This is a genomic window from Fibrella forsythiae, from assembly GCF_017353175.1.
Taxonomy (GTDB): Bacteria; Bacteroidota; Bacteroidia; order Cytophagales; family Spirosomataceae; genus Fibrella; species Fibrella forsythiae.
This window is the reverse complement of record NZ_JAFMYW010000003.1, coordinates 554,021-576,169: the sequence shown is the minus strand read 5'-3', so window position 1 is coordinate 576,169 and position 22,149 is coordinate 554,021. Positions and strand designations below refer to the sequence as shown.

Annotated in this window: 11 protein-coding genes; 5 read left to right on the top strand and 6 right to left on the bottom strand. The window is 51.6% G+C overall.

The window, feature by feature from the left end:
• The first annotated feature begins 134 nt into the window (after nt 1-134).
• The 3 genes from J2I46_RS13750 (at nt 135) to J2I46_RS13740 (ending at nt 8,334) form a co-directional block, all read left to right on the top strand.
• The gene (locus J2I46_RS13750) at nt 135-2,957 is read left to right on the top strand and encodes a putative LPS assembly protein LptD (protein WP_229379745.1); all 2,823 of its coding nucleotides are present in this window, start codon (nt 135-137) and stop codon (nt 2,955-2,957) included.
• Nucleotides 2,958-3,030: 73 nt separating this feature from the next.
• On the top strand, nt 3,031-5,862 hold the full coding sequence (gene treY, locus J2I46_RS13745; RefSeq protein ID WP_207329601.1) for a malto-oligosyltrehalose synthase: 2,832 nt from the start codon (nt 3,031-3,033) through the stop codon (nt 5,860-5,862).
• A gap of 198 nt (nt 5,863-6,060) precedes the next feature.
• On the top strand, nt 6,061-8,334 hold the full coding sequence (locus J2I46_RS13740; protein WP_207329600.1) for a PAS domain-containing sensor histidine kinase: 2,274 nt from the start codon (nt 6,061-6,063) through the stop codon (nt 8,332-8,334).
• 18 nt (nt 8,335-8,352) lie between these two features.
• Here J2I46_RS13740 and J2I46_RS13735 read toward each other — a convergent pair whose 3' ends face one another.
• From J2I46_RS13735 to J2I46_RS13720, 4 genes are all read right to left on the bottom strand, one after another.
• A complete protein-coding gene (locus J2I46_RS13735) occupies nt 8,353-10,818 on the bottom strand; it encodes a hybrid sensor histidine kinase/response regulator (protein ID WP_229379744.1) in 2,466 nt (821 codons plus the stop codon).
• Nucleotides 10,819-10,835: 17 nt separating this feature from the next.
• On the bottom strand, nt 10,836-12,200 hold the full coding sequence (locus tag J2I46_RS13730; RefSeq protein WP_207329598.1) for a sigma-54-dependent transcriptional regulator: 1,365 nt from the start codon (nt 12,198-12,200) through the stop codon (nt 10,836-10,838).
• Between the two features lie 264 nt (nt 12,201-12,464).
• Nucleotides 12,465-13,556 carry a glycosyltransferase family 4 protein gene (locus tag J2I46_RS13725; RefSeq protein WP_207329597.1) on the bottom strand — a complete coding sequence of 364 codons (1,092 nt, stop codon included), beginning with the start codon at nt 13,554-13,556 and terminating at the stop codon, nt 12,465-12,467.
• 16 nt (nt 13,557-13,572) lie between these two features.
• The gene (locus tag J2I46_RS13720) at nt 13,573-14,781 is read right to left on the bottom strand and encodes a DUF1972 domain-containing protein (RefSeq protein WP_207329596.1); all 1,209 of its coding nucleotides are present in this window, start codon (nt 14,779-14,781) and stop codon (nt 13,573-13,575) included.
• A gap of 452 nt (nt 14,782-15,233) precedes the next feature.
• On the opposite strand from J2I46_RS13720, the gene J2I46_RS13715 reads away from it, so the two are divergent.
• A complete protein-coding gene (locus J2I46_RS13715) occupies nt 15,234-16,373 on the top strand; it encodes an FIST signal transduction protein (RefSeq protein ID WP_207329595.1) in 1,140 nt (379 codons plus the stop codon).
• Complete coding sequence (locus tag J2I46_RS13710) at nt 16,360-19,743, top strand: PAS domain S-box protein (RefSeq protein ID WP_207329594.1); 3,384 nt, start codon at nt 16,360-16,362, stop codon at nt 19,741-19,743. Before J2I46_RS13715 ends, J2I46_RS13710 begins: the two co-directional genes overlap by 14 nt.
• Here J2I46_RS13710 and J2I46_RS13705 read toward each other — a convergent pair.
• Both J2I46_RS13705 and J2I46_RS13700 read right to left on the bottom strand, forming a co-directional pair.
• Nucleotides 19,733-20,851: a glycosyltransferase family 4 protein gene (locus J2I46_RS13705; RefSeq protein WP_207329593.1), complete on the bottom strand. Its 1,119-nt coding sequence runs from the start codon at nt 20,849-20,851 to the stop codon at nt 19,733-19,735. The two genes, J2I46_RS13710 and J2I46_RS13705, sit on opposite strands and share 11 nt — an antisense overlap.
• Nucleotides 20,811-22,115: a glycosyltransferase gene (locus tag J2I46_RS13700; protein WP_207329592.1), complete on the bottom strand. Its 1,305-nt coding sequence runs from the start codon at nt 22,113-22,115 to the stop codon at nt 20,811-20,813. Before J2I46_RS13700 ends, J2I46_RS13705 begins: the two co-directional genes overlap by 41 nt.
• Nucleotides 22,116-22,149 lie beyond the last annotated feature (34 nt).

The following is a 22,149-nucleotide window of genomic DNA, read 5'->3' as shown; positions in this document are numbered from 1 at the left end:
GGCGGCAAATGTAATTTTTGATAGAACCGAAAATCACGTATATTATTTTACGGGTAACGAATTATACACTGCTACTGTGGCTTTTAACAGCAGTTACGGGGATTCTGCATGCGCAGGACCGCCCCACTAACCCGTTGAGTCCACTGCCCGTTCCTCCTTCACAACCGGCCAATACCCGTCCCTCAGGTACGTCGGCTACCACTGGCTCACGCATACCAGGTACGAACGTGACGGGCATTTCGGGTGGTGATACTACTCGATTACGGGTAGGAAAGGATACCACCAAAGCCCCGGCAGATCAGTTTACAACCACCGTCCGATATTCGTCGAAAGACTCCAGCCAGGTGAATGGTCAGATTGTGGAACTCTGGGGAAATGCCGAGGTCGTGTATGGCGACATTTCGCTGAAAGCCGATTACATCAAGCTTAACCAGGCTACTAACGAAGTCTTTGCCCGCGGTCGCTACGATTCTACGTCGAAAAAAATGGTGGGAACACCTATCTTCAAAGACCGTAGCGAAGAGTACAACACAAAAGAGATCCGCTACAATTTTAAGACCAAAAAAGCACTGGTTCAGGGAATTGTTACGCAGCAGGGGGAAGGAAACATTCGGGGGAAAGTGGTCAAGAAAGACGCAGAAGACAATTTGTATATCCGTGGTTCTATTTATACGACTTGTAATCTGGCCACGCCACACTTTCACATCAACGCGCCCAAGCTGAAGGTGGTGCACAATAAGCAGGTGGTGTCTGGGCCGTTCAATCTGGTCATTAACCAGATTCCGTTGCCGCTTGGCCTTCCGTTTGGCTTTTTCCCGTTCCCCAAGAAAAAAGACATTGGCGTGTCGGGTATTCTAATGCCGCAGTATGGGGAAGAACCCAACGGCCGGGGCTTTTACCTGCGCGATGGCGGTTACTACTGGGCGGTGAACGAAAATATTGGCCTTCAGTTTACCGGTCAGATCTACTCGCGCGGAAGCTGGGGGCTGGGTACGTCGGGGGCCTACAACAAACGGTATCGGTACGCCGGCAGCTTCCAGCTTCGGTTCAACCATAATACGTCAGGGGCGCTGACAGAAGCCGAACGGCTGCTCACGCCAGATCGCAATGATTTTGCGATAAACTGGGCGCATGCACCTCAGAACATTGGGCGGCGAGGCTCATTCTCAGCCAATGTAAACGTCACCAGTAACAGTTACAACCAGTTCAACTCGTTCAGTACCCAGGCAGTTACGTCGAACGTAGCAGGTTCCTCAATCCAGTATAGCCGCACGTTCGGTAAGTATGTTCGGTCGGGTGCCAATTTCCGGGTAAACCAGCAGTTCGGGCAGGTAAACCAGACAACGGGTGTACGCGAGAATGGCAAAACCGACGTAGGCTTCGACTACACCTTATCGGTAAACCAGATTGCCCCATTTGCTCTGAAAGGAGGCACCGGTAAGTGGTATGAAAGCTTTCGGGTAGGTTTCCAGTTTGATGCGCAGGCGGCGATCAGCAACACGATCCGTAATACGATCGACACGAGTGGACTGGGGTTCACCCTGATCTCAAATGCCCGGTTGCGTAGTCGCGATGAAGTTGTTCGTGATAGTCTGGCGCGGGCAGATTCTATCCGGCTGGGGCGCACAATAGCCGACCCTAATCTGGTTGCCTTTAATCTGGAGAATCTGGGCCGAATATTAGATAATCGTAACGTCACGATGCGGTACAGTATTCCAGTATCATTGCCCAACTTCAAGATCGCCCGGTACATCAATTTTACACCCGGTTTCTCACTGCAAGGTGATATATACAGCCGGCAACTGACGTATACTTACATTCCGGATCCTACAGACCCAACAAAGGGGGGCGTTCGAATAGATACGGCACGGGGCTTTTTCCCAACGTATTCATTTGCAACCAATGCCAGCCTGAACACGCGGGTATATGGCACCTACTTCATCCGGGGAAAACGACTGGAAGCCATTCGCCATACCGTAGCTCCCTCGGTGTCTATCAGCTATACGCCCGATTTTTCAGGATCAACCTTTGGCTTTTTCACTACCCTTCCTGCCGAAGGTTCACTGGCAGGCTTACCCGAATATAGGCGTAAACTGTCGCGCTATCGGGGGCTGGGCGGAACGTACGGCAGCAGTGCTCCCGGCCAAAACGCCATCCTTTCATTCGGCATCGTCAACCAATTGGAAATGAAAGTCCGGTCACGCGATGATACGTCGGGGGCTGAGTTCAAGAAGATTCCACTGCTCGATAACCTTAGCATCAACGGCAGCTATAACCTGCTGGCTCCCGAGTACAAACTTTCGCTGCTGAATGTCAGTGCCAATACGCAGATCGCCAAAAACGTGAATTTCAACGTTTCATCAACGTTCGACCCATATGGCTATCAGCAAGTTGGCGAAACGGTAGACCCTATTCGTGTTAACAAGTATGCCTACTCCCTCGGCCAGGGTTTGGCACGCTTAACAAGTCTTCAGGCGTTTGTGAGTACGCGGTTTGCCCCGAAGAAAGCGGATGCTCCGAAAAAGTCACCCAATGCGTCAGATGCCACGTTGAAAGCCATTAATCAGAACCCCGACCTGTACGTCGACTTTAGCATTCCGTGGACAGTCAACGTAAGCTATTCGTTTGGTTATACCCGTCTGACACCTTCGCAGAGCGCCGTTATTCAAACCCTGAATTTGACCGGTGATTTTAGCCTGACACCGAAGTGGAAATTTACGTACCAGACTGGTTACGATTTCCAGTACCACGCTCCCTCGCTGACAACCATTGGCGTGAACCGCGATCTGCACTGCTGGGAAATGGCATTCAACTGGACTCCCTACGCCGGTAGTGCCAGCCGTGCCGGTAACTATTCGTTCGACCTTCGGGCCAAATCCTCGATCCTTCAGGAGCTGAAACTAAGCCGTCGCCGCTCGTTCTTCGACAATGGCGGCTTCGGTGGCGGCTATCGCTAACCCCGCAAAACATTTACCGGTACTCTTACCGTTTAGGTAGTGGTCTGTCAACAGATCATCTACACTCAACGTCATGTATAATCCGGTTTCTACGTATCGTGTACAATTACACGAAAACTTCACGTTTGCCCATCTTGAACGGCAACTCGATTACCTCCACAAACTGGGCGTCACAACCATTTACGCCTCGCCTACCCTGGCCGCGACACCCGGCAGCACCCATGGGTATGATGGTATTGACCCCCAGCGAATCAATCCGGAAATTGGCACACTCGACCAGCTGCGCAGCCTGAGTAAGCAGTTGACGGAACGCGGCATGGGCTGGTTGCAGGATATTGTGCCAAACCACCTGGCGTTTCACCCGGCCAATCCGTGGATCAGCGACGTGCTCGAAAAAGGTCACCAATCGCTATACGCCCACTATTTCGATATTCCGGGCAATAACGAATTGTTCGACGGCACGCTGATGGCTCCGTTTTTGGGCCAGAAACTGGCCAGCATCATCAAGAATGGCGAATTACGGGTAGCCTACATGCATCAGCGGCTGGTGTTGCAGTATTACGACAACCATTTTCCATTGGCACCGCACACGTATGCACAGGCGCTGGTATCTGAAGAACAACAACAGGCAGATGCCTTTACCAGCAACGTACCTGCAGTGCTATCTGAATGGCTAAAACGAGTTGATGGCCTGTTTGCCCCCAACGCATCAAATCACCCAACGCAACCGGTCATCGACAGTCCGGACAACCTGTTATCTGACCGGAACCGAGTAACTGACCATCAGCCTGTATCTGCAGGGCAGGCCTCCATGCTGTGGGACGAGGCACGCCTTGAATTAGCGGAGCTTATGGCCGATGATGAGACAGTTCGGCATTACATAGAGACACGGCTGGCCTGGTTCAACCAATCGGCCGATGACATTCATGCGCTTTGTGAAGAGCAGCATTACCGCCTGTGTGATGGCGACGAGACGCGGCGGCGCATCAACTTCCGGCGGTTTTTCACCGTTAATGGGCTTATTTGCCTGGCCGTTGAACGCCCCGACGTGTTCGACCACGTTCATCAGTTTGTTCGTGAACTGGTTGCCGACGGTACGTTCCAGGGGTTGCGGATTGACCATATTGACGGACTTTTCGATCCGGCAGGTTATCTGGACAGGCTCCGGGAAACGATGGGCCCTGAACCGTATATCGTAGTCGAGAAAATTCTGGAACCGGGAGAGGCAATGCCTGCCACCTGGCCCATTCAGGGTAGCAGTGGATACGACTACCTGGCGCTCGTCAACAATATTCTGACAGACCCAGCTGGCAAAGAAGCGTTTACTGACTTTTATAATAAGCTGGTTGGTAACGATACGCCTATTCACGAGCAGATATTAAGCCGAAAAGCCTACATTCTTTACCACGACATGGGTGGTGAACTGGCCAACTTGTATAAGCTTTTCCATGATCAGCATCTGGCTACAGAAGAGCAATTGGCGGCGGTAAACCCAACGATGCTGTTACTGGCCATTGCCGAATTGCTGGTGCAATGCCCGGTTTACCGCTACTACGGCAATCAGTTTCCGCTGGAGGCAGACGAAGCCAATGCCTTGCGCCTTATGCTTGATGGTGTTCGTAACCGGGCCGTTGAACTGCGCGCGCCTGCCGATTTGCTGGAATCGATCTGGCTAACCAAACCACAGCAGGGCGATACTGCTTATAATGCCCGGGCCCTTCGGTTTTACCAGCGGTGTATGCAGTTTACCGGGCCGCTGATGGCCAAGGGCGTTGAAGACACACTGCTGTATACGTATTTCCGGTTCATTGGCCATAACGAAGTAGGGGATTCAGCCGAAGCATTTGGTATAGACGTACCTGCGTTTCATGACGCAATGCAGGATCGGCAGACCAATTGGCCGCTGGCCATGAACGGCACCTCGACCCACGACACCAAGCGTGGCGAAGACGTACGGGCCCGCCTGAACGTGCTGACGGCCCTGGGCAACGAGTGGACCCAAACCGCCCAACGTTGGCTGGATCAGACCGCAGAACAACGCCCCGACAACAGGCCCGATCAGAACGATGCGTATTTCATTCTGCAAACACTGGTTGGAGCCCATCCGTTTGCCGGACAGGATGAAGATGACTTTTCTGACCGCCTGCACGAATACGTGACCAAATCCTTCCAGGAAGCAAAACGGCACACCAGTTGGACAGCTCCTAATACCGCCTACATGGATGCCACTCATGCCTACATTGATCATTTGTTGGACAAGCACGGTTCATTCTGGCCGGCATTCACCGCATTTCAGGAGCGTATTGCCGACTTTGCTATCAGTAATTCGCTGGCGCAGGTGCTGCTTAAATTCACGACGCCGGGCGTTCCTGACGTTTATCAGGGCTGTGAATTACATGACCTAAGCCTAGTAGATCCTGATAATAGACGCCCGGTCGATTACGCGCTGCGGGAAACAATGATAACGAACCTAAACGAAATGAATGGTAACCAGCATAAAGCTGGCCAATCGGCAGCGCTTTGGGCGGAGCGGTTTAGTGGTCTGGTTAAGTGCTGGCTAACAAACAAGCTGCTGAAGAACCGCCGCACTCAGCCTGACTTCTGGGCGACGTCTGAGTACGTTCCTTTAGCCGTTGAAGGCGCTTACCGCGATCATGTTCTGGCGTTTTCCCGGCAGCAGAACGGCGTCGGGTACGTTGTCGTTGTGCCACTCCATCTGGCGCGATTATGCCACGAAACGGGTGTAGACAAGCCATTGGCCATTGACTGGCTCGATACGCGGGTGGTATTTCCAACCGGCAGCAGCAACTGGCACGATCAATTAATTGACAGACCAGTCAACTCAGGGGCAATCAGTGATCTACTGAGTGGTAATTTGCCTATCGCTCTACTCTACTTCTCCTGAACCGATTCGAGCTAATTACTTACTAGCAAGAAACTGATAAGAGGGCAACCAACGAGTGTGGTTGCCCTCTTTCGTGTATATGTATATATACCAAAAGCACGGCGTGATTTTTGGCCCAATCATAGTGTAAACGCGTGACTTTCTGTACATTCGTGAACTGTACTCAACGGCTTTGCCTACGAGTTACTCAATGACTTTATGATTACCCACTTCCCTACTACCGGAGCATCGGATCTATTGTTGGGTATTCTCGACGGATCGCCTAACGGTATTGTTGCGTACCAACCTATCCGCAATGAAGCAGGCATTATAATAGATTATGAAACAGTCTATTATAATGCGCAGGCCCGTATGCTCTTAGGGTATACCGACACCGATTTCAGGCAGGGAACGCTGTTTCAACGGTTTCCAGCGGCGCGGGCGCTGGAAACAGCCTATATGCCGCTGATCCAGAATAATCAGCCATTTATTCACGAATCCTATTTTAAGCGGGCTGGCCGGTGGGTACAAACACAGGCCAGGCGCCTGGGCGACGGCTTCTTTTTGATTTTCAGCGATATAACGACTCGAAAAGAGGCCGAGGTATCGCTTATTCATCGAAACCAACTTCTCGATGGTGTTATAAATACATTTCTGAGTGGGATTACTGCGTTTGAGCCCATCATGAATGATGCCGGTGAGGTGATCGACTTTCGGGTAACGCTGGTCAATGATGGCGCATTGCTGCTGCTGGGCGGGGGGTATACGCGTGAGCAACTGCTGGGAAACACGCTAATACAACTGTATCCTGAAACGCAGGAACAGGGCATGTTTCACCATTATTTAGCTGTTTACAGGACCGGTCAGTCAATTCGAACGAGTCATTTTTACCCTGTTCCCCAGAAATGGATTGACCTGTCCATTCAGAAGACAGAGACAGGTCTGCTGGTAACCTATAATGACATAACTGAGCAAAAACAAGCCGAACAGCAACTGCAGCAGAGTGCTAATATGCTCCAGAACGTACTCGACGGCGTGCAATCCGGCGTGATCTCCTGTAAGTCTGTTCGCGACGAAAAAGGGCATATCATTGATTTTGAAGTGCTCTCGACTAATCAACAGGTTTGTCTGATCATGCAACAACCAGCTGAGCACCTGATTGGCCAGCGGATGTTGAGCCTTTTCCCCACCAAGCGCAAAAACGGGCTTTTCGATCGCTACGTGATCGTGGTTGAAACGGGCGAAAAACAACAGATAGAGCAGGAATTCAGGGAAGATGGGCTGAACGCCTGGTTTGATATCACCGCAATCAGACAGGGCGACGGACTGGTATTGACCCTACTGGATATTTCAGAACGCAAACAGGCTCAACTCGATCTGGCCCGGCAAAAAGACCAGTTGACGGCCATCTTCGAATCGTCGCCAAACGGTATAATAGCCATGAGGGCCATTCGAGATGATAGCGGCCAGCCCATTGATTTCCTGATGGAGAAAGCCAACAGTACCACAACCGTCATGACGGGGCACACTCCCGACCAGATTGTGGGAACTCGATTGCTGACTACTTTTCCCGGAAACGCCGACGGAGGGTTTCTCGCTATTTATCAGCGGGTTGTGACAACTGGCCAGCCCGAGCAGGCAACTCAGTACTATCGCGACGAAAAGGGGCTCGAAGCCTGGTTTAATGTATCGGCGGTTCGGCAGGGGTCAGATAACGTGGTGGTTACGTTCAGCGATGTCACCACCGCCCAGCGAACGCAGCAACAACTGCGCGAATCGAACGAGAGCCTTGAACAGTTTGCGGGCGTTGCCAGTCACGATCTGCAGGAACCCCTGCGGAAGGTTCAATCATTCGGCAATCTGCTGTCGCAGCAATTTGGCCCGCAACTTGGCGAATCCGGACAAGACCTGATTCAGCGTATGCAAAGTGCAGCTGATCGGATGTCGATTCTGATCCGGGACCTGCTGGCCTATTCCCGCCTAACAAACCTGCCCGACATCAGCAACTCGCTTGATCTTAATGTATTGGTTTCGGAAGTACTGATAGACCTGGAAACGCGCGTAGCCGATAAAAAGGCAGTGATTGATATATCGACGCTGCCGACTCTAAGAGCTAACAATTTAACCATCAGGCAATTAATACAGAATCTGATTGGTAATGCCTTGAAATTCTCGCGGCCGGGTGTACGGCCACACATACGAATAAGCGCCGAAAAGGTTCGGGGCAAACAGTTGCCTGCTTCACTCCCAACGCCCCAGGCCAGCTCGTACTGGGCCATTCGGGTAGCTGACAATGGAATTGGTTTCGATGACCAATACAAAGACCGCATATTCGGGGCTTTTCAACGATTACATAGTCGTAACAGCGTATACCCAGGCACAGGCATTGGCCTGGCAATTGTGAAGAAAGTTGTTGAACAACACAACGGTGGTATAGAAGCTCGTGGCCAGGTTGGCGAAGGGGCGACCTTCACTGTTTACCTGCCTGCTTAAACCCAGGTACGTTGGCTACTAGACGCCTGGGTACGTAGCCTGCATATGCGCAACAATGACCGATATGGCTTCCTTAAACTGGTCTATCAATACTGGGAGTTCAGGCGAATCGGGTTCGTTGGTTGCCAGCTCGCCAATTCGCCGGATAACCGCCCGCTGCGTCTGTACGCCCAGGTTGTCGATGGCCGGCTTTATCCGATGAGCCAGTTGTTTGATCTGGTCAACGTTGGCGTCTCGATGGGCCATTTTAAGCTGGGCCGCCACGTCGGGGGCATCCGTACAAAACAGACGAATCATCTTCTGTATGAATGCCTGATTACCCCGGCCAATCGATTCCAGTTTCGACAGATCGTATAATGGTTTTTCGTCGGTCCCGGGCAGCGGCTTATCAGTAGCCAGCCATTTAAGCAGCACGTCAAACAGTTCTCTTTCTTCGAATGGCTTTGCCAGAAAGCCATTCATACCAGCCTTATAACATTCTTCTTTCTCGGTACGTATAGCACTGGCGGTGAGCGCAATAACCGGCAACGACAAACTAATCTCCTGCCGGATGATGCGGGTGGCCTCCAGGCCATCCATCACTGGCATCTGAACATCCATCAGCACCAGATCAACGGCCTGTGTCCGTACTATATCCAGTGCCTCAGCGCCATTGGCGACCTCAATCACCGTGACAGCGCAGGCGGCCAGAATCGTGGTCACAACCAGCCGATTCATATCGTTGTCTTCGACCAGCAAAATACGTTTACCGGCAAGAAGAGACGTATTCTGAGCGCCTGGATCAGTGGCCGGAAGCACGTCGCCTATACCAATCGGGAAAGACAGGTGCACTGTTACGGTAGTGCCCTCATTCTTCACGCTCTCAACCTCGATCGTACCGCCCATCAGGTCAATCAGTTGCTTGGTGATGCTCATACCCAATCCCGTACCCCCGTAACGCCGCCCGATACTCCCATCTTCCTGCGTGAACTTCGCGAACAGGTTTTGTTTGAAACTGGCCGTCATGCCAATGCCTGTGTCGGCAATACAGATAGTTACGAGCTGGCTATTACCTACCGTACGATTCTGACAACGTACCTGCACCCGGCCTGATTCAGTAAACTTGATGGCGTTTCCGACCAGATTCATCAACACTTGATTAAGGCGATACGGATCGCCGAGTAGTACGGGAGCCAGGCCAGAGCCAACAACCACATCCAGCTGCAGGTCTTTTTCCCGGGCGTTATGGGCCAGCACATTCACCGCCCGCTGAAGTAGATCGCCCATATTGAAGCCAATATGCTCCAAGGATAACTGCCCCGCCTCAATCTTCGAGAAATCCAGTATGTCGTTGATGATAACCAGCAGGTTGCGGGCAGCGGTGTTGATCATGCTCAGAAAAAACTGCTGATGATCGGTCAGAGTTGTTTTGGTCAGTTGCTGCCCCAGGCTTAAAATGGCGTTCATCGGTGTTCTGATCTCATGGCTCATATTAGCCAGAAAAAGCTCTTTAGCCTGCGATGATCGTTCGGCCTCCTGTTTGGCAACGCGCAATTCTGATTCAAGCTGCTTCTGATTCGTTATATCCAGGTGAATACCGATCGAGCCAACAACCTCGCCGGTTTCGGCATACAGCGGCGCTCCGCTAACCAGCCACCACATGGCTTCGCCCCGCTTGTTTTTGATAGCCACTTCGTAGGCATCCATACTGCCCTTTAAACGACTCTCGTTCTTTTCCCGCATAACGTCGATATTCTGGCCTTTAAGCAGAACTTCGGTAGCCACGTTACCAATCAGTTCGTCGGCATCATAACCGCTCATGGCGCAGAAACTTTGATTGGTATACACGATACGCTCGTCGAGATCCACTTCAATCAGGCCCAGATTCATATTGTCGATGATGCGCCGATACTTCTCGTTGAGCCGAACCGAGGCCTTTTCGGCAAGTTTGCGCCTGGTAATGTCTGCATACTTCCAAAGGTGCCCTGCATACAGGTTATCGATGAAGATAGGTACGTAGTCGCGCTCCAGAATTCGCCCGTCGGCCAGTTCCAGTTCTTCGCCAACCACATGCTTCTGGTCGCGCAATAACTGATTGACCCGCGCCACAAACTGCTCGGGCTGCCTGAAAAAGCGTTTGCTTTGTTCAGCCATGCCTGAACAGTCCATACCTTTCATCTGGTGAGGCGCCAGGGGTACCGTGAACAGATCGCAGAATAACTGATTCACCAGCACAATTGACCGGTGTTCATCTTCCAGTAAAATGCCTTCCTGAAAGTCATTGAGCAGGTTTGCCAGCCGGTGCGCATGCGTACGCAACTCGTCAACTCCCTCTGGCGCATCTGTCCGTTCGCTCAGTTGCTGTTCAAGTTGAGTAATGACGACCCGTTGCTGCTGCACGATCACCTCTAGCTCCTGCTTTTCTCTCCGAAGACGTTCGTTCTCCTGATGTAGTGAAGTAACAGACGTGAGTTGCTCGGCAGACGAGCTGGCCAATGGGTTCATACGCATAATGGTCCAATTCAGGACAACGAGAGCTCGTTATTCTGAATCATCTTATAAATGGTTGATTTGCCCACATCGAGTTTATCAGCAACCAGCACCACGTTGTTATCGTATTTCTTGAGGTACGACTTGATAACCTGAATGGTGTAGTCGCGCAGGGTCTTTTCTTCGCCGTGCATCGGCATATCCTCCGACTCAGACGCCAGCAAGACATCGTCCTGTCTGATCTCGTTTCCATCGCACATCACGGCGGCCAGTTGCATCACCGATTTCAGCTCCCGTACATTGCCCGGAAAACTATACTGAATTAGTTTATCGGTTGCCGATGGTGAAATGGCCATGGCAGGCAGGCGATTTTCCTTGCAGAAATCATCCAGAAAGTGCCGCGCCAAAATCATAATATCAGTTGGCCGGTCGCGGAGGGGCGGCAGGGCAATGGGCAGCCCCATGATCCGATAATACAGATCCTCGCGGAAACGGCCCGCTTTTACCTCGTCGAGCAGGTTTTTGTGCGACGCAATAACCAGCCGGATATCGAGCGCAATTCGTTCGCTGCTGCCCACTCTCGTCAATTCGCGTTCCTGCAAAACGCGCAGCAATTTACTTTGCAGCGACAGGTCGAGCTCAGCTATCTCGTCGAGAAACAGCGTGCCTTTATTGGCCTCTTCAAAGCGGCCTATTTTACGGTTAATGGCCCCGGTAAATGCCCCCTTTTCGTGGCCAAAGAGTTCGCTTTCGGCCAGTTCGAGCGGAATGGCGGCCATGTTAACCGCTACGAACGGTTTCTTTTTCCGGTCAGAATGGTAGTGGATCGCCTTGGCCACCAGTTCTTTCCCGGTTCCTGTTTCACCCGTGACCGATACATTGATGTTGGTCCGAACGGCCTTTTCAACCAGCGAAAACACCCTTCGAATGGCCGGACTATTACCTTTAATGATCGAACTGAAATCGTATTTCTGCCCCAGTTCTTCGCGCAGGTGCTCGATCTCCTGTTTCAGGCTCTGGTTTTCCCGGATCTTGATCACGGCATTCCAGAGCATGTCTTTTGTCCGGTCATCTTTTACGAAGTAATCGTGTACCCCGGCCTGCAGTAGACCAACAGCGGTTTCAACGTCTTTCTGGCCGCTGATGACAATGACAGGTACGTCGGGCAGTTGCTCATGAATCCGCTTGAACAGGTCGGCTCCGTTGGTGTCGGGCAACGAGTAATCGATCGTGATCAGGTCGGGCGTCAACGTACCCAGGTACGTTAGGCAGTCTTTTCCGGTCGTAAACCGATGCAGTTCATAATCTGGATTCAGCGAGAGCTGATACTTAAGTACTTCGCCATACCAGGGATCATCTTCAACAATAAAAATACGGTAGGCACCAGAGTCCTTCATTGAGTGGGTAGCATTAAGTTAGTACACAGAATCAATGAGGCTGTTTGATTCGTACTGTAGTCGTCTGCGGATTGTATGGGTAAGCTGTACAGGCAACGAGAATCAGCTTCAAGTTGCCATATTGACCATAAAAGAAACTAATTATATCCATCAAACTAGCTACTAGCAGGTACATATTTTTAGCTCTATGGTATTGCTTACTCACGGGGATACGCTTTACGGCCTACAAACAACCTGAAAGGCTTCATATTTCTAAATTAACCCTCAACCAGAGGCCAGTAATTTGACCAGTCGATAGCTCGTTAGAAAAGAATGGCTCAATTGCATCATGCCGGTATAAGCAAAGACAACGCCAACCTGCACAATAACGACCAGCGATATGCTGAAGAAAACCGAGATAACCAGCGAAAGCAGGAGCAGCGTGACGTGTATACCAGCCATTCTGACCGTTATCTGAGAATGAGCAAGGCGGTGTTTCAGCAGCCAGTGGTGCATGTGGTTTTTATCAGCCAGGAAGGGCGATTGCCCCTTGCTGATTCGATTGGCGAACACACGGAGCGCGTCGAGTACCGGAATCATGCAGCTGGCCATTACCAGTGCCACCACTTGCGGCACATAGGCGCTCCGATCCTGATAGGCACGCTCAACGAATACGATCCCTAAAACGGCGATCAGGAAACCGAGCACAACAGAGCCGCCGTCGCCCATGAATAACCGGGCAGGTCGCCAGTTATATTTCAGAAAGGCAAGCAACGCGCCGACTACCGGAAGCAACAACGCCAGCCAGGTACGTTGCCCGAAGAAAACCGCCAGGGTACTGAACAAGACCATATTGATCAACGCCAGACTGCCCGCCAATCCGTCGATGCCGTCTATAAGATTAAAGGCGTTAGCCATACCGGTCAGGATCAGTACGGTCAGCCCGTATTGCAAAACTAGTGACAGCTCGTTGATGCCGAACAAGCCATGCAACGACGTCAGCCGGATGCCGTGATGGGCAACAGCAACAGCGCAGCTTACCTGAATAAACAGCCGCAGCGACGCCCGGATATTCAACCGGTCATCAATCACGCCTGTGGCCAATAAGATGACCAGAGCTACTGCCAACGGTATATGCTGCCAGAACAAGGCTTGCAAAGGGGCATAGATAATGGCCGTTCCGATCACGGTCAGGCCAATAGTCAGTCCGCCAATGGCCGGAATTGACTGATGATGCACTTTCCGGTCGTTGGGCCGATCAACCAGCCCGATCAGTGGGCTCAGGCGAATCAGCAGCGGCAGCAGCATCCAGCAAAGCAGCAGCGCAATGGCGATGCCGTAGAACAGGCTGGCAGTAGTTTGTACGTTAGTAAGCATGGGTTGAGGCAAGTTGTTATTCGTAGAAGTAAGCAGGTGCCTGTAGATGGGCCAGACCGGCCTGCAACAGCCAGTCGGGCGATAATTGCGAGCCGGCTTCAGAATTGAGATTACTTTTGGTTGAGGTCTGCATGACACGCTGCACCAGAAACGCGTATTTCCGGGTAATCACCGACCAACTATATCGGCGGTGAGCAATGGCTTTCATAACGGCTGCCTGTGCTTTCAGATCGGCAACCGATGTTTGCTGAATCTGATTGACCAGCGCATCCGACGACTTGAAGTACAGCGCTTCCCCTTCGGTGGTGGTTCGGTTATACGTTACGTCATACGCCATGATGGGCAAACCCAGATACATGGCCTCAACCAGCGACGGGTTAGTTCCACCCGCACTGTGGCCATGCACATAAACCAGGCAATTGCTCCGTAGCAGGTCAAGTGCCCGCTGGTCGTAGATCGGGTCGAAGAGGTAAAGGTTCGGGTATGTACTGTACTGCTGATGCAACGCTACGCCATAGGCACTGTTCTGCCAGTTGCCCACCAGTACGAGCGTTCGTTTGGGTAACTGGGCGAAAGCCTCCAGAACCAGGTGGATGTTATTCTCAGGCTCAATCCGGCACACCGTAAAAGCATATGGTTTTGCCAGAACGGGGTAGCGTTCCCGATCGGCGGGCGTGGGGCGCACGGCCATTGTATGATCAGCACCGTATTCGATAATCTGGCTCAGCGTTTTATAGCGAATTGCTGTATAATTCTGGATCGACTCGTTGTCTGAAATGTCGGCGTGCGAGTACCGAACAGCCATCCATTCGGCGGCCCATAAATACCACTTGGCGAGTTTGCTCCATTTGTGGCGTTTCCACTCAATACCATCGATGGAGATGATCACTTTTTTGTTGGTGAACCAGCGGACAAATGGCAGCATGAAACCGCCGCTTACGCCCAGAATCAGCAGCACATCGGCATAAAACAGGGCGTGCACAATGCTGATGCAGTCATAAATAATGCTTTGAATTCCGTTAGCATCGAAAGGGAGGTAGATGAGCCGGGCACCTTTATAATGACTCTGCCGTTCGGTCTGCCCGTACTTCTTGGTTGTGCAATACACGGCTATGTCCAGTTCGTCGCCCAGGTGCTCGACCAGGTGCTCGGCCAGGGTTTCAAACCCGCCATACTTGGCTGGTATACCAACAGTGCCAATAATGGCTACGCTTGTCTTACTCATGCTGATAATTTATTTGTGGATAGCCTATTAGCCTAAGCCGTGCCAAACCGGAAAAACCCCTCTATCTGTTCAGTTTACGGGTTTTCGCCACATCAGTATTCCGAATTCTGGAAAACCGTTCCACATTATACAATCGGGGTTCACCAACCATTCACTGCTTATAAAGCCAGTCTCAGGGGCCAGCTAAGTAGATAGTAGGCCGATGGTATCGCCTCCTTTTCCAGGCCTTCCAATGCACCTTGTACCTAGTTGGTGTCGGCACCAGAAACGGCCTATCGTTGCCGGGTGAAATTTTCCCAAATAGAGACTTTTTTTCCAGATAATGGAAAAGAAGCCTACATACCTAATTACCAACCGCATGATTACAAGTCCATTATACAATACCCTTAAGTTTGGTACGATTTTGTCGGTGAATAGCTGTTGGTTCACTTTCTACGTCAATAGCCATTCCAATGGTCGCATCCATCGTTCAGTATTCAGATAATGCCTGGTCAAAACACGCTGTCAGCCATTCGTTGGCGGATGAAGATGCTCAGCTGGTTTTGTGTTTTGCAGCCATCGAAATACTGAAAAATGACGCCCTCTTTGCCACCGTCCGCACGAAATTTCCAAAGGCAGAGATAGCCATATGCAGTACAGCCGGCGAGATCTATCAGGATATCGTTCATGATAACACACTGGTAGCCGTTGCCATGGCGTTCGGGCATACCCGAATTCAAACTGCCTCGGTCAGCATCAACGACTTCAAGAGTAGTTTCGACGCCGCCAAACAACTGGCCAACCAGCTACTGGCCGACGACCTGACCTACATGATGGTTTTATCAGACGGATGTCTGGTCAATGGCAGCGATCTGGTAAGAGGGCTTACGGCCAGTACCAAAAACGTACTGGTGACGGGTGGGCTGGCTGGCGATGCGGCCCAGTTTAAATCAACGTTGGTAGGGTTGAACGACCAACCCACGGAAGGCAACATCGTAGCGATTGGCTTCTACGGCCGGAAACTGGTTGTTACCCACGGCTCAAAGGGTGGCTGGGACATGTTTGGTCTTGAAAAAGAAATCACCAGATCAGAGAACAACGTCCTGTATGAGATTGACGACCAGAACGCTCTGGCCATTTACCGAAAATACCTGGGTCCCGATGCGGAGAATCTACCGGGAGCTGCCTTGTTGTTTCCCCTTTCCGTAACGATGCCGGGTGCCGAAAAATCCGTAGTGCGCACCATCCTGTCTATCGACAGAGACAAAAAAAGTATGACGTTTGCCGGTGACGTACCTGCCGGCTCAAACGTCCGTTTTATGAAAGCTAACTTTGATAAGCTCACGGCCGCCGCGGCCGATGCCGCTCAGCAAACCCGGTTTGCCAATAATCGTAAACCGGACCTCACCCTGCTGATAAGTTGTGTGGGCCGGAAGCTCATCTACGGGCCACGTATCGATGAGGAAGTGGAAGCCGTAAGCGATACGCTGGGGAGCGACGTACCTATCATCGGCTTTTACGCCAACGGTGAGCTATCTCCGCTGTACGATGGGGGGAGCTGTCAACTACACAATCAGACCATGACCATTACTTCGTTTTATGAATTACCATAAACTTCTGTCGAAGCAAATCATAAAATACTTGCCGGCAGAGGTAATTGGCAGCGCAGGTATGAAGAAGTTTCTGGAGGTGATCAGCGAGTCATACAGGGCGCTTGATCGGGATAGGGAATTGGCCGAACGGGCGTTTACCATCAGCGAAGAAGAATACCTGGCGCTTCATACGAAGCTCAAACGCGAGATATACGTTAAGAAACAGTCTATTGAAAAATTAAAGGAAGTAGCCAGTAAAGTATCAGACGAAAACGTACCTGACGGAGCCGACGACCTGCTGGCCATTGCTCATTTGTTGAACCAGCAGGTTAACAAGCGCAAAAATGCTGAAGAGGTCTTCTCCTCGTTGATAACAAACATGCAGAGCGGCGTTCTGCTCGAAAATGAAGACCGAAAAATAGTCTTCACCAATCAGGTGTTCTGCAACCTGTTCGCCATACCCGTTGCGCCAGACCTGCTGAAAGGTATTGACTGCACACATACGGCCGAACAAACCAAACACCTATTCAAAGATCCGGATAGTTTTGTTAAACGGATCGACGACATACTAACCAACAAACAGCTCGTTACCAACGAGATACTGGAGCTGGCAGATGGCTCCATATTCCAGCGAGACTACATCCCGATCTACATCGACGAAGCGTATAAAGGTCATCTGTGGAGCTATACGAACATCACGGAGCGGAAACGAAGCCAGGATGCCATTGAGCAAAGCGAGTTAAAGAACCGCCTGATCATGAACGCAGCTCTCGACGCCATCATCACGATCGACATGGCGGGCCTGATCACATTCTGGAACCCGCAGGCCGAGCACGTTTTTGGCTGGAAAGCGGCCGAAGTGCTTGGAAAGCGGTTATCCAACATGATTATTCCGGAGGTACACCGCGCTGCGCATGAGCGGGGGATGCAGCATTACGCAGATACAGGGAATGGGCCTGTGTTGGGTAAGCAAATGGAATTACCCGCCATCAACCACGCTGGCAAGACCTTTCCCATCGAGATGTACATCATCCCTGTCAAACAGGGGGATGATCAATTCTTTTGCTCGTTCATCAGAGATATTTCTGAACGCAAAAAGAATGAAGCTGAATTAGAACGCCTGTCGATGGTGGCGAGCGCCAACAAAAATGGCGTCGTCTTCGTCAACCTGGAAGGCAACATCTTCTGGTCGAACGATGGCTTTGCCAACCTCACCGCCTACAGTATTCCTGAGATTATCGGCAAAACCCCAATGGCCCTGTGCAAAGGTCCTCTTTCTGACCGGAATAGCCTGAAAACGATGCTTGATGCGTTTGCCAACGGTAAACCGTTCGACATTGAAGGCATTCACTACCGGAAAGATGGCACCTGGTTCTGGGCACGAACCAACGGCCAGCCTGTGCTGAACAAGCAGGGAACGGTTACGCACTACTTTTCAATGATCGAGGATATATCGGCCGAAAAGGGAGTGCAGCTGAAGCTGAGAGAGTATGAAGAACGGCTCCGGATAGCGTTATCCAATGTTGGCGACAATTATTGGGAACATAATTTCAGAACGGGTAAAACCTATTTCTCGAACCCCAGCAATAACGTACTGGGCTACCAGTTAGCAGAAACCTCGAACGTAGCCGACCTGTGGTGGAGCCGGGTGCATCCCGACGATCGGAAGATTCTGGAACTGAACGACGAGCAGTACAAAGCAGGCCTGATTAGTCAGCACCATACAGAGTACCGCATGTTTCATAACGACGACACCATTCACTGGGTACTTGACCGGGGCGTGGTAACGGAGAAAGATGACGAAGATAAACCGCTGAAAATCATTGGCACTCATGTTGACATTACCCGCCAGAAACAGCTGGAATTAGATCTCACATATGCCAAAGAAGTAGCCGAAGAATCGACCCGGGTGAAAGAGCTGTTTCTGGCCAATATGAGCCACGAGATCCGCACGCCTATGAATGCGATCATGGGCATGGCGAATCAATTGTCTAAAACGACACTGACAAAAGAGCAGCAGTTTTACCTGAGCACGATCCAATCGGCCACCGATAACCTGCTGATCATCGTTAACGACATTCTTGACCTGTCGAAGATTGAAGCGGGGAAATTAGCGCTCGAAGCGATCGGTTTTGAACCGCGATCAGTGATTGGCAAGGCCATGCAGGTTATGATGCACAAGGCCGAAGAAAAAGGGCTGGCGTTTACCAATTCGTTTTGCGACAGTCAGCTATCGCCCGTGTTGATTGGTGATCCGTACCGGCTCAATCAGATCCTGCTCAATCTTATTTCCAACGCCATAAAATTTACTGAAAAAGGAAGCGTCGATATCCGTTGTCAGGTACTTAGCGATAATTCGACACAGCAGCTCATCGAAGCCACTGTAAGCGATACAGGCATTGGCATGGATGAGGCTTTCTCTGAAACGATTCTCCAGAAATTCAGACAGGAAGATGCGTCGATCACCCGACGGTTCGGCGGTACAGGTCTGGGGCTGAGCATCTGTAAAAACCTGGTTGAACTGATGGGCGGCACCATGCAGGTGCAGAGCAGAAAAGGGCTGGGTACGTCTGTTTCCTTCGTTATTCCGTTTGCCAAAGGCCTTCAGGAGAATCTGCCGGTGAAAGAAATAGACCTGGTGAATACCGATTTCATTGCCGGTAAGCGCGTTCTGGTGGTAGACGACAACGAGATGAATCGGCTGGTGGCCTCAACCGTGCTGAGTAACTATGGCGCCGTTATCGAAGAGGCACATAACGGGCTGGATGCACTGGAGAAGTTACAAAACCAGACTTTCGACGTGGTACTGATGGATGTGCAAATGCCGGTTATGGATGGCATAGAAGCCACCAGAACGATCCGTTCGAGCATTGACAGTCAACTACCGGTGATTGCTCTAACGGCTTTCGCGGTGAAAGGAGACAGCGAAAAGTTTATCGCCGCCGGCATGAGCGATTACCTGTCTAAACCCTTTGAAGAGGCACAACTCTTAGCCGTTGTAGCTAAATGGCTGGCTAAAAAGCAGGGCCCGCTTAAGCCGGTAGCAGCAGCGGTGCCTCCCTTGTATGATTTAACTGCGCTTCGGCGCATGGCAGGCGGTGACGAGACGTTTATCGCCAAAATGATCAACCTGTTTATCGACTATGGACCGGCCTCGGTACGGGAAATCAAAGAGGCTTTCGCTCTGAACGATTACGAGACGATCACGAAAATAGCGCATCGCATTAAGCCATCGATCGATAATCTGGGCATTGTGGCGCTGAAAGACGACATCAGAACAATTGAGAAAGAAGCGACTAACTCACTAACAACCAACCAACTAAGCCAATTGATAAGCAAACTAGACAGCGTAATCACGACTGTGGCAGCTGACCTGCAAGTCAACCGCTAGCGGTTGTAGTCAGGGTGTTGTCTGCGCTAAAGGCAGCGTTTATCTGCTGCCGAAACGAATGGCCGGAAAAGAAGCCGGCGCGTTGGCGAGCGGCCTGCGCCATACGCATATACAGCGTCATATCGGCCGATACCTGTTGCAACGCATCAACTAGCTCCTGCGGATGTAGGGCATTAACGACAAAACCCTCTACCCCATCGTCGATCAGCTCGCGGACGCCACCAACGGGCGGAACCATAACGGGACATCCGCAGGCCATGCCTTCCAGAATTGTCAGCCCGAAGGTTTCAACCCAGGCGTTGGCGTGCGACAGATTCAATACCACATGCGCTTGCTGGTAGAACGGAATGGTGTCTGTCTGTGCAGGGAAAACGATGCAGTTGGCGGGAGGGGTGGTGGCCTTAATAAATGCCTCGACGTCGGTAGCGGTTGTATTCAACACCAGTAAAAACCGCATGTGGGGTAGCTGTCGGGCGGCCGCCACAAATTCATTAACGCCTTTATACGCTTTGTTGGAACAGAGCATGAGTGCCGTGAACGGAAAGACAGTATTGGGTGTGCTGATCTGGCTGGCCCGCTGCCTGAATGCGTCTGGCAAGGCGTTATAGATCAGCTTGCTCTCGGGCCTGGCCAGCGCCGTTTGCCGGGCCGTATAGGCTGACACATACAACACCTGTTGGGCTGTCTGGTTGGCTACGCCACGCAGCCATACCTTCAATAACCAGGGCTTTATGCTCACTTCGTGCACGTGATACACAACCCGGCAACCACGTACCCAGCCCGCCAGGGCCGCACCAAACGGCAGTAACGTATTGATATATACGACGTCTGTTGACTGCAGAAAAAACAGCAGCCGACAAAAAAGCCGAGCCTGAACGAGCAGGTAGTTAATGAGCGTAATGACTTTAACCGGGTGCCACGTATACCGTAGCGCTTCGGTCGTTACGCCATCGATATCCGTCAGAAAACCCTTGCCCGACGGTGTTGCCGTAAACAGCGTAACAACGTACCCAGTTTGGCTAAGCGCTTCGAGTGCCTGCCGGAAAACGAGCGGGCTACCGCTCCAGTCATTGAGCAGATGAACCGCTATAAGTCGCCTGGATGTCATAAGATGAACTTGCTGCTGATCGTTTAGCCAACAAAACAGCTGTATAGATTTTTCTGAGCTGTTCGCCCCGAACAGACCAATTGAAGTTGGTTTTGAAACGTTGTAACGCCAGTTGGCTTTCGTGTTCGTAAAAACTTGGGTGGTGAAACAGGGAGTCTAGCCGGTTGGCCAGTTGCATTTCACCGACCTCAAGCACCTGGCAGGAGACCCGTAGCTTAGAGTCAGGATGGACGAAGCGGCCCGGTCCGTCGTTATCCCAGCAGAGTACAGGCAGGCCGTAGCTCATGGCCTCGGCCACCACCATCCCCGCCCCCTCGTACGACGGAAACAGAAACACCGATGCCGATTGGTAACAGGCTGCTACCGCCTCTTTCGGCAACCAGTTTATAATCTCGACACAATGGCCAATACCACAGTCAGCAATGAGTTGCCGGATGAGCGGCTCGGCTGGTCCGCTTCCTACCAGGGTGAGCTGGGTACGTTGCTGATCGTCGGGCGCGAGCTGATGATAAAAGTACGCGAACGCCCGAACCGTGCTGGTGAAGCCTTTGAGCGGCACAAACCGCCCCACCGAAAGCACCCGGAAGAGCGTTGAACCGGCTCTCCCTGAACTGGACACACTGACCGGAGCAGAAGCAACTGACGGCACAAGGCTGTATTGACTGGCTGGCAGATGCAGCACGTCGGCCGCTGCCTGGTTCATGCAGAGAATGTGCGATGCCTGTAGCTTACTCAGACGCAAAAACGGGTCCAGCTTCCAGAAGGTTTGCTTCACGGCCCATAACACTCGCTCCTGAAGAGCTGCTTTCCAGCCAAACTCGCGCAGGGCTACATCAGGAATAGCCGGGTGGTGCCCCACCGGCCCCCAAACGAGGGGTTTACCCAGCAACCAGAGAAAGGTTGGCGTCCAGTCGTTGTGGAAATTCACGTTGTGAACCAGATCGACCGTCAGGCGCTGCCGCCGAAGCCAGATAGCCAGACTCAGTTGCCAGCCGTAATAATAGATCATCGACAATAGTGGCCCTTTCTTCCAGAATCGCAGCCAGTAGGGCCAGTCGAAATACAGAAACCGGGTACGTTGCTGAAGCTCGGTTAACTCCGGATGTTCGGCCCAATAGCGATCGATTGCAGGCTGGTTATTTGGCCTGGTAACGGCAACAACGCGGTTGTACCGAGCCATCTGCAGAATAAAATTCCAGCCCATGCCATCTTCAGAACCCTTATACGGATTCACGGCGTAGGCGGTGGCGAGTACAGTTTTCAATGTCGGATCTGGGATTTCGGATATTGGATTTATT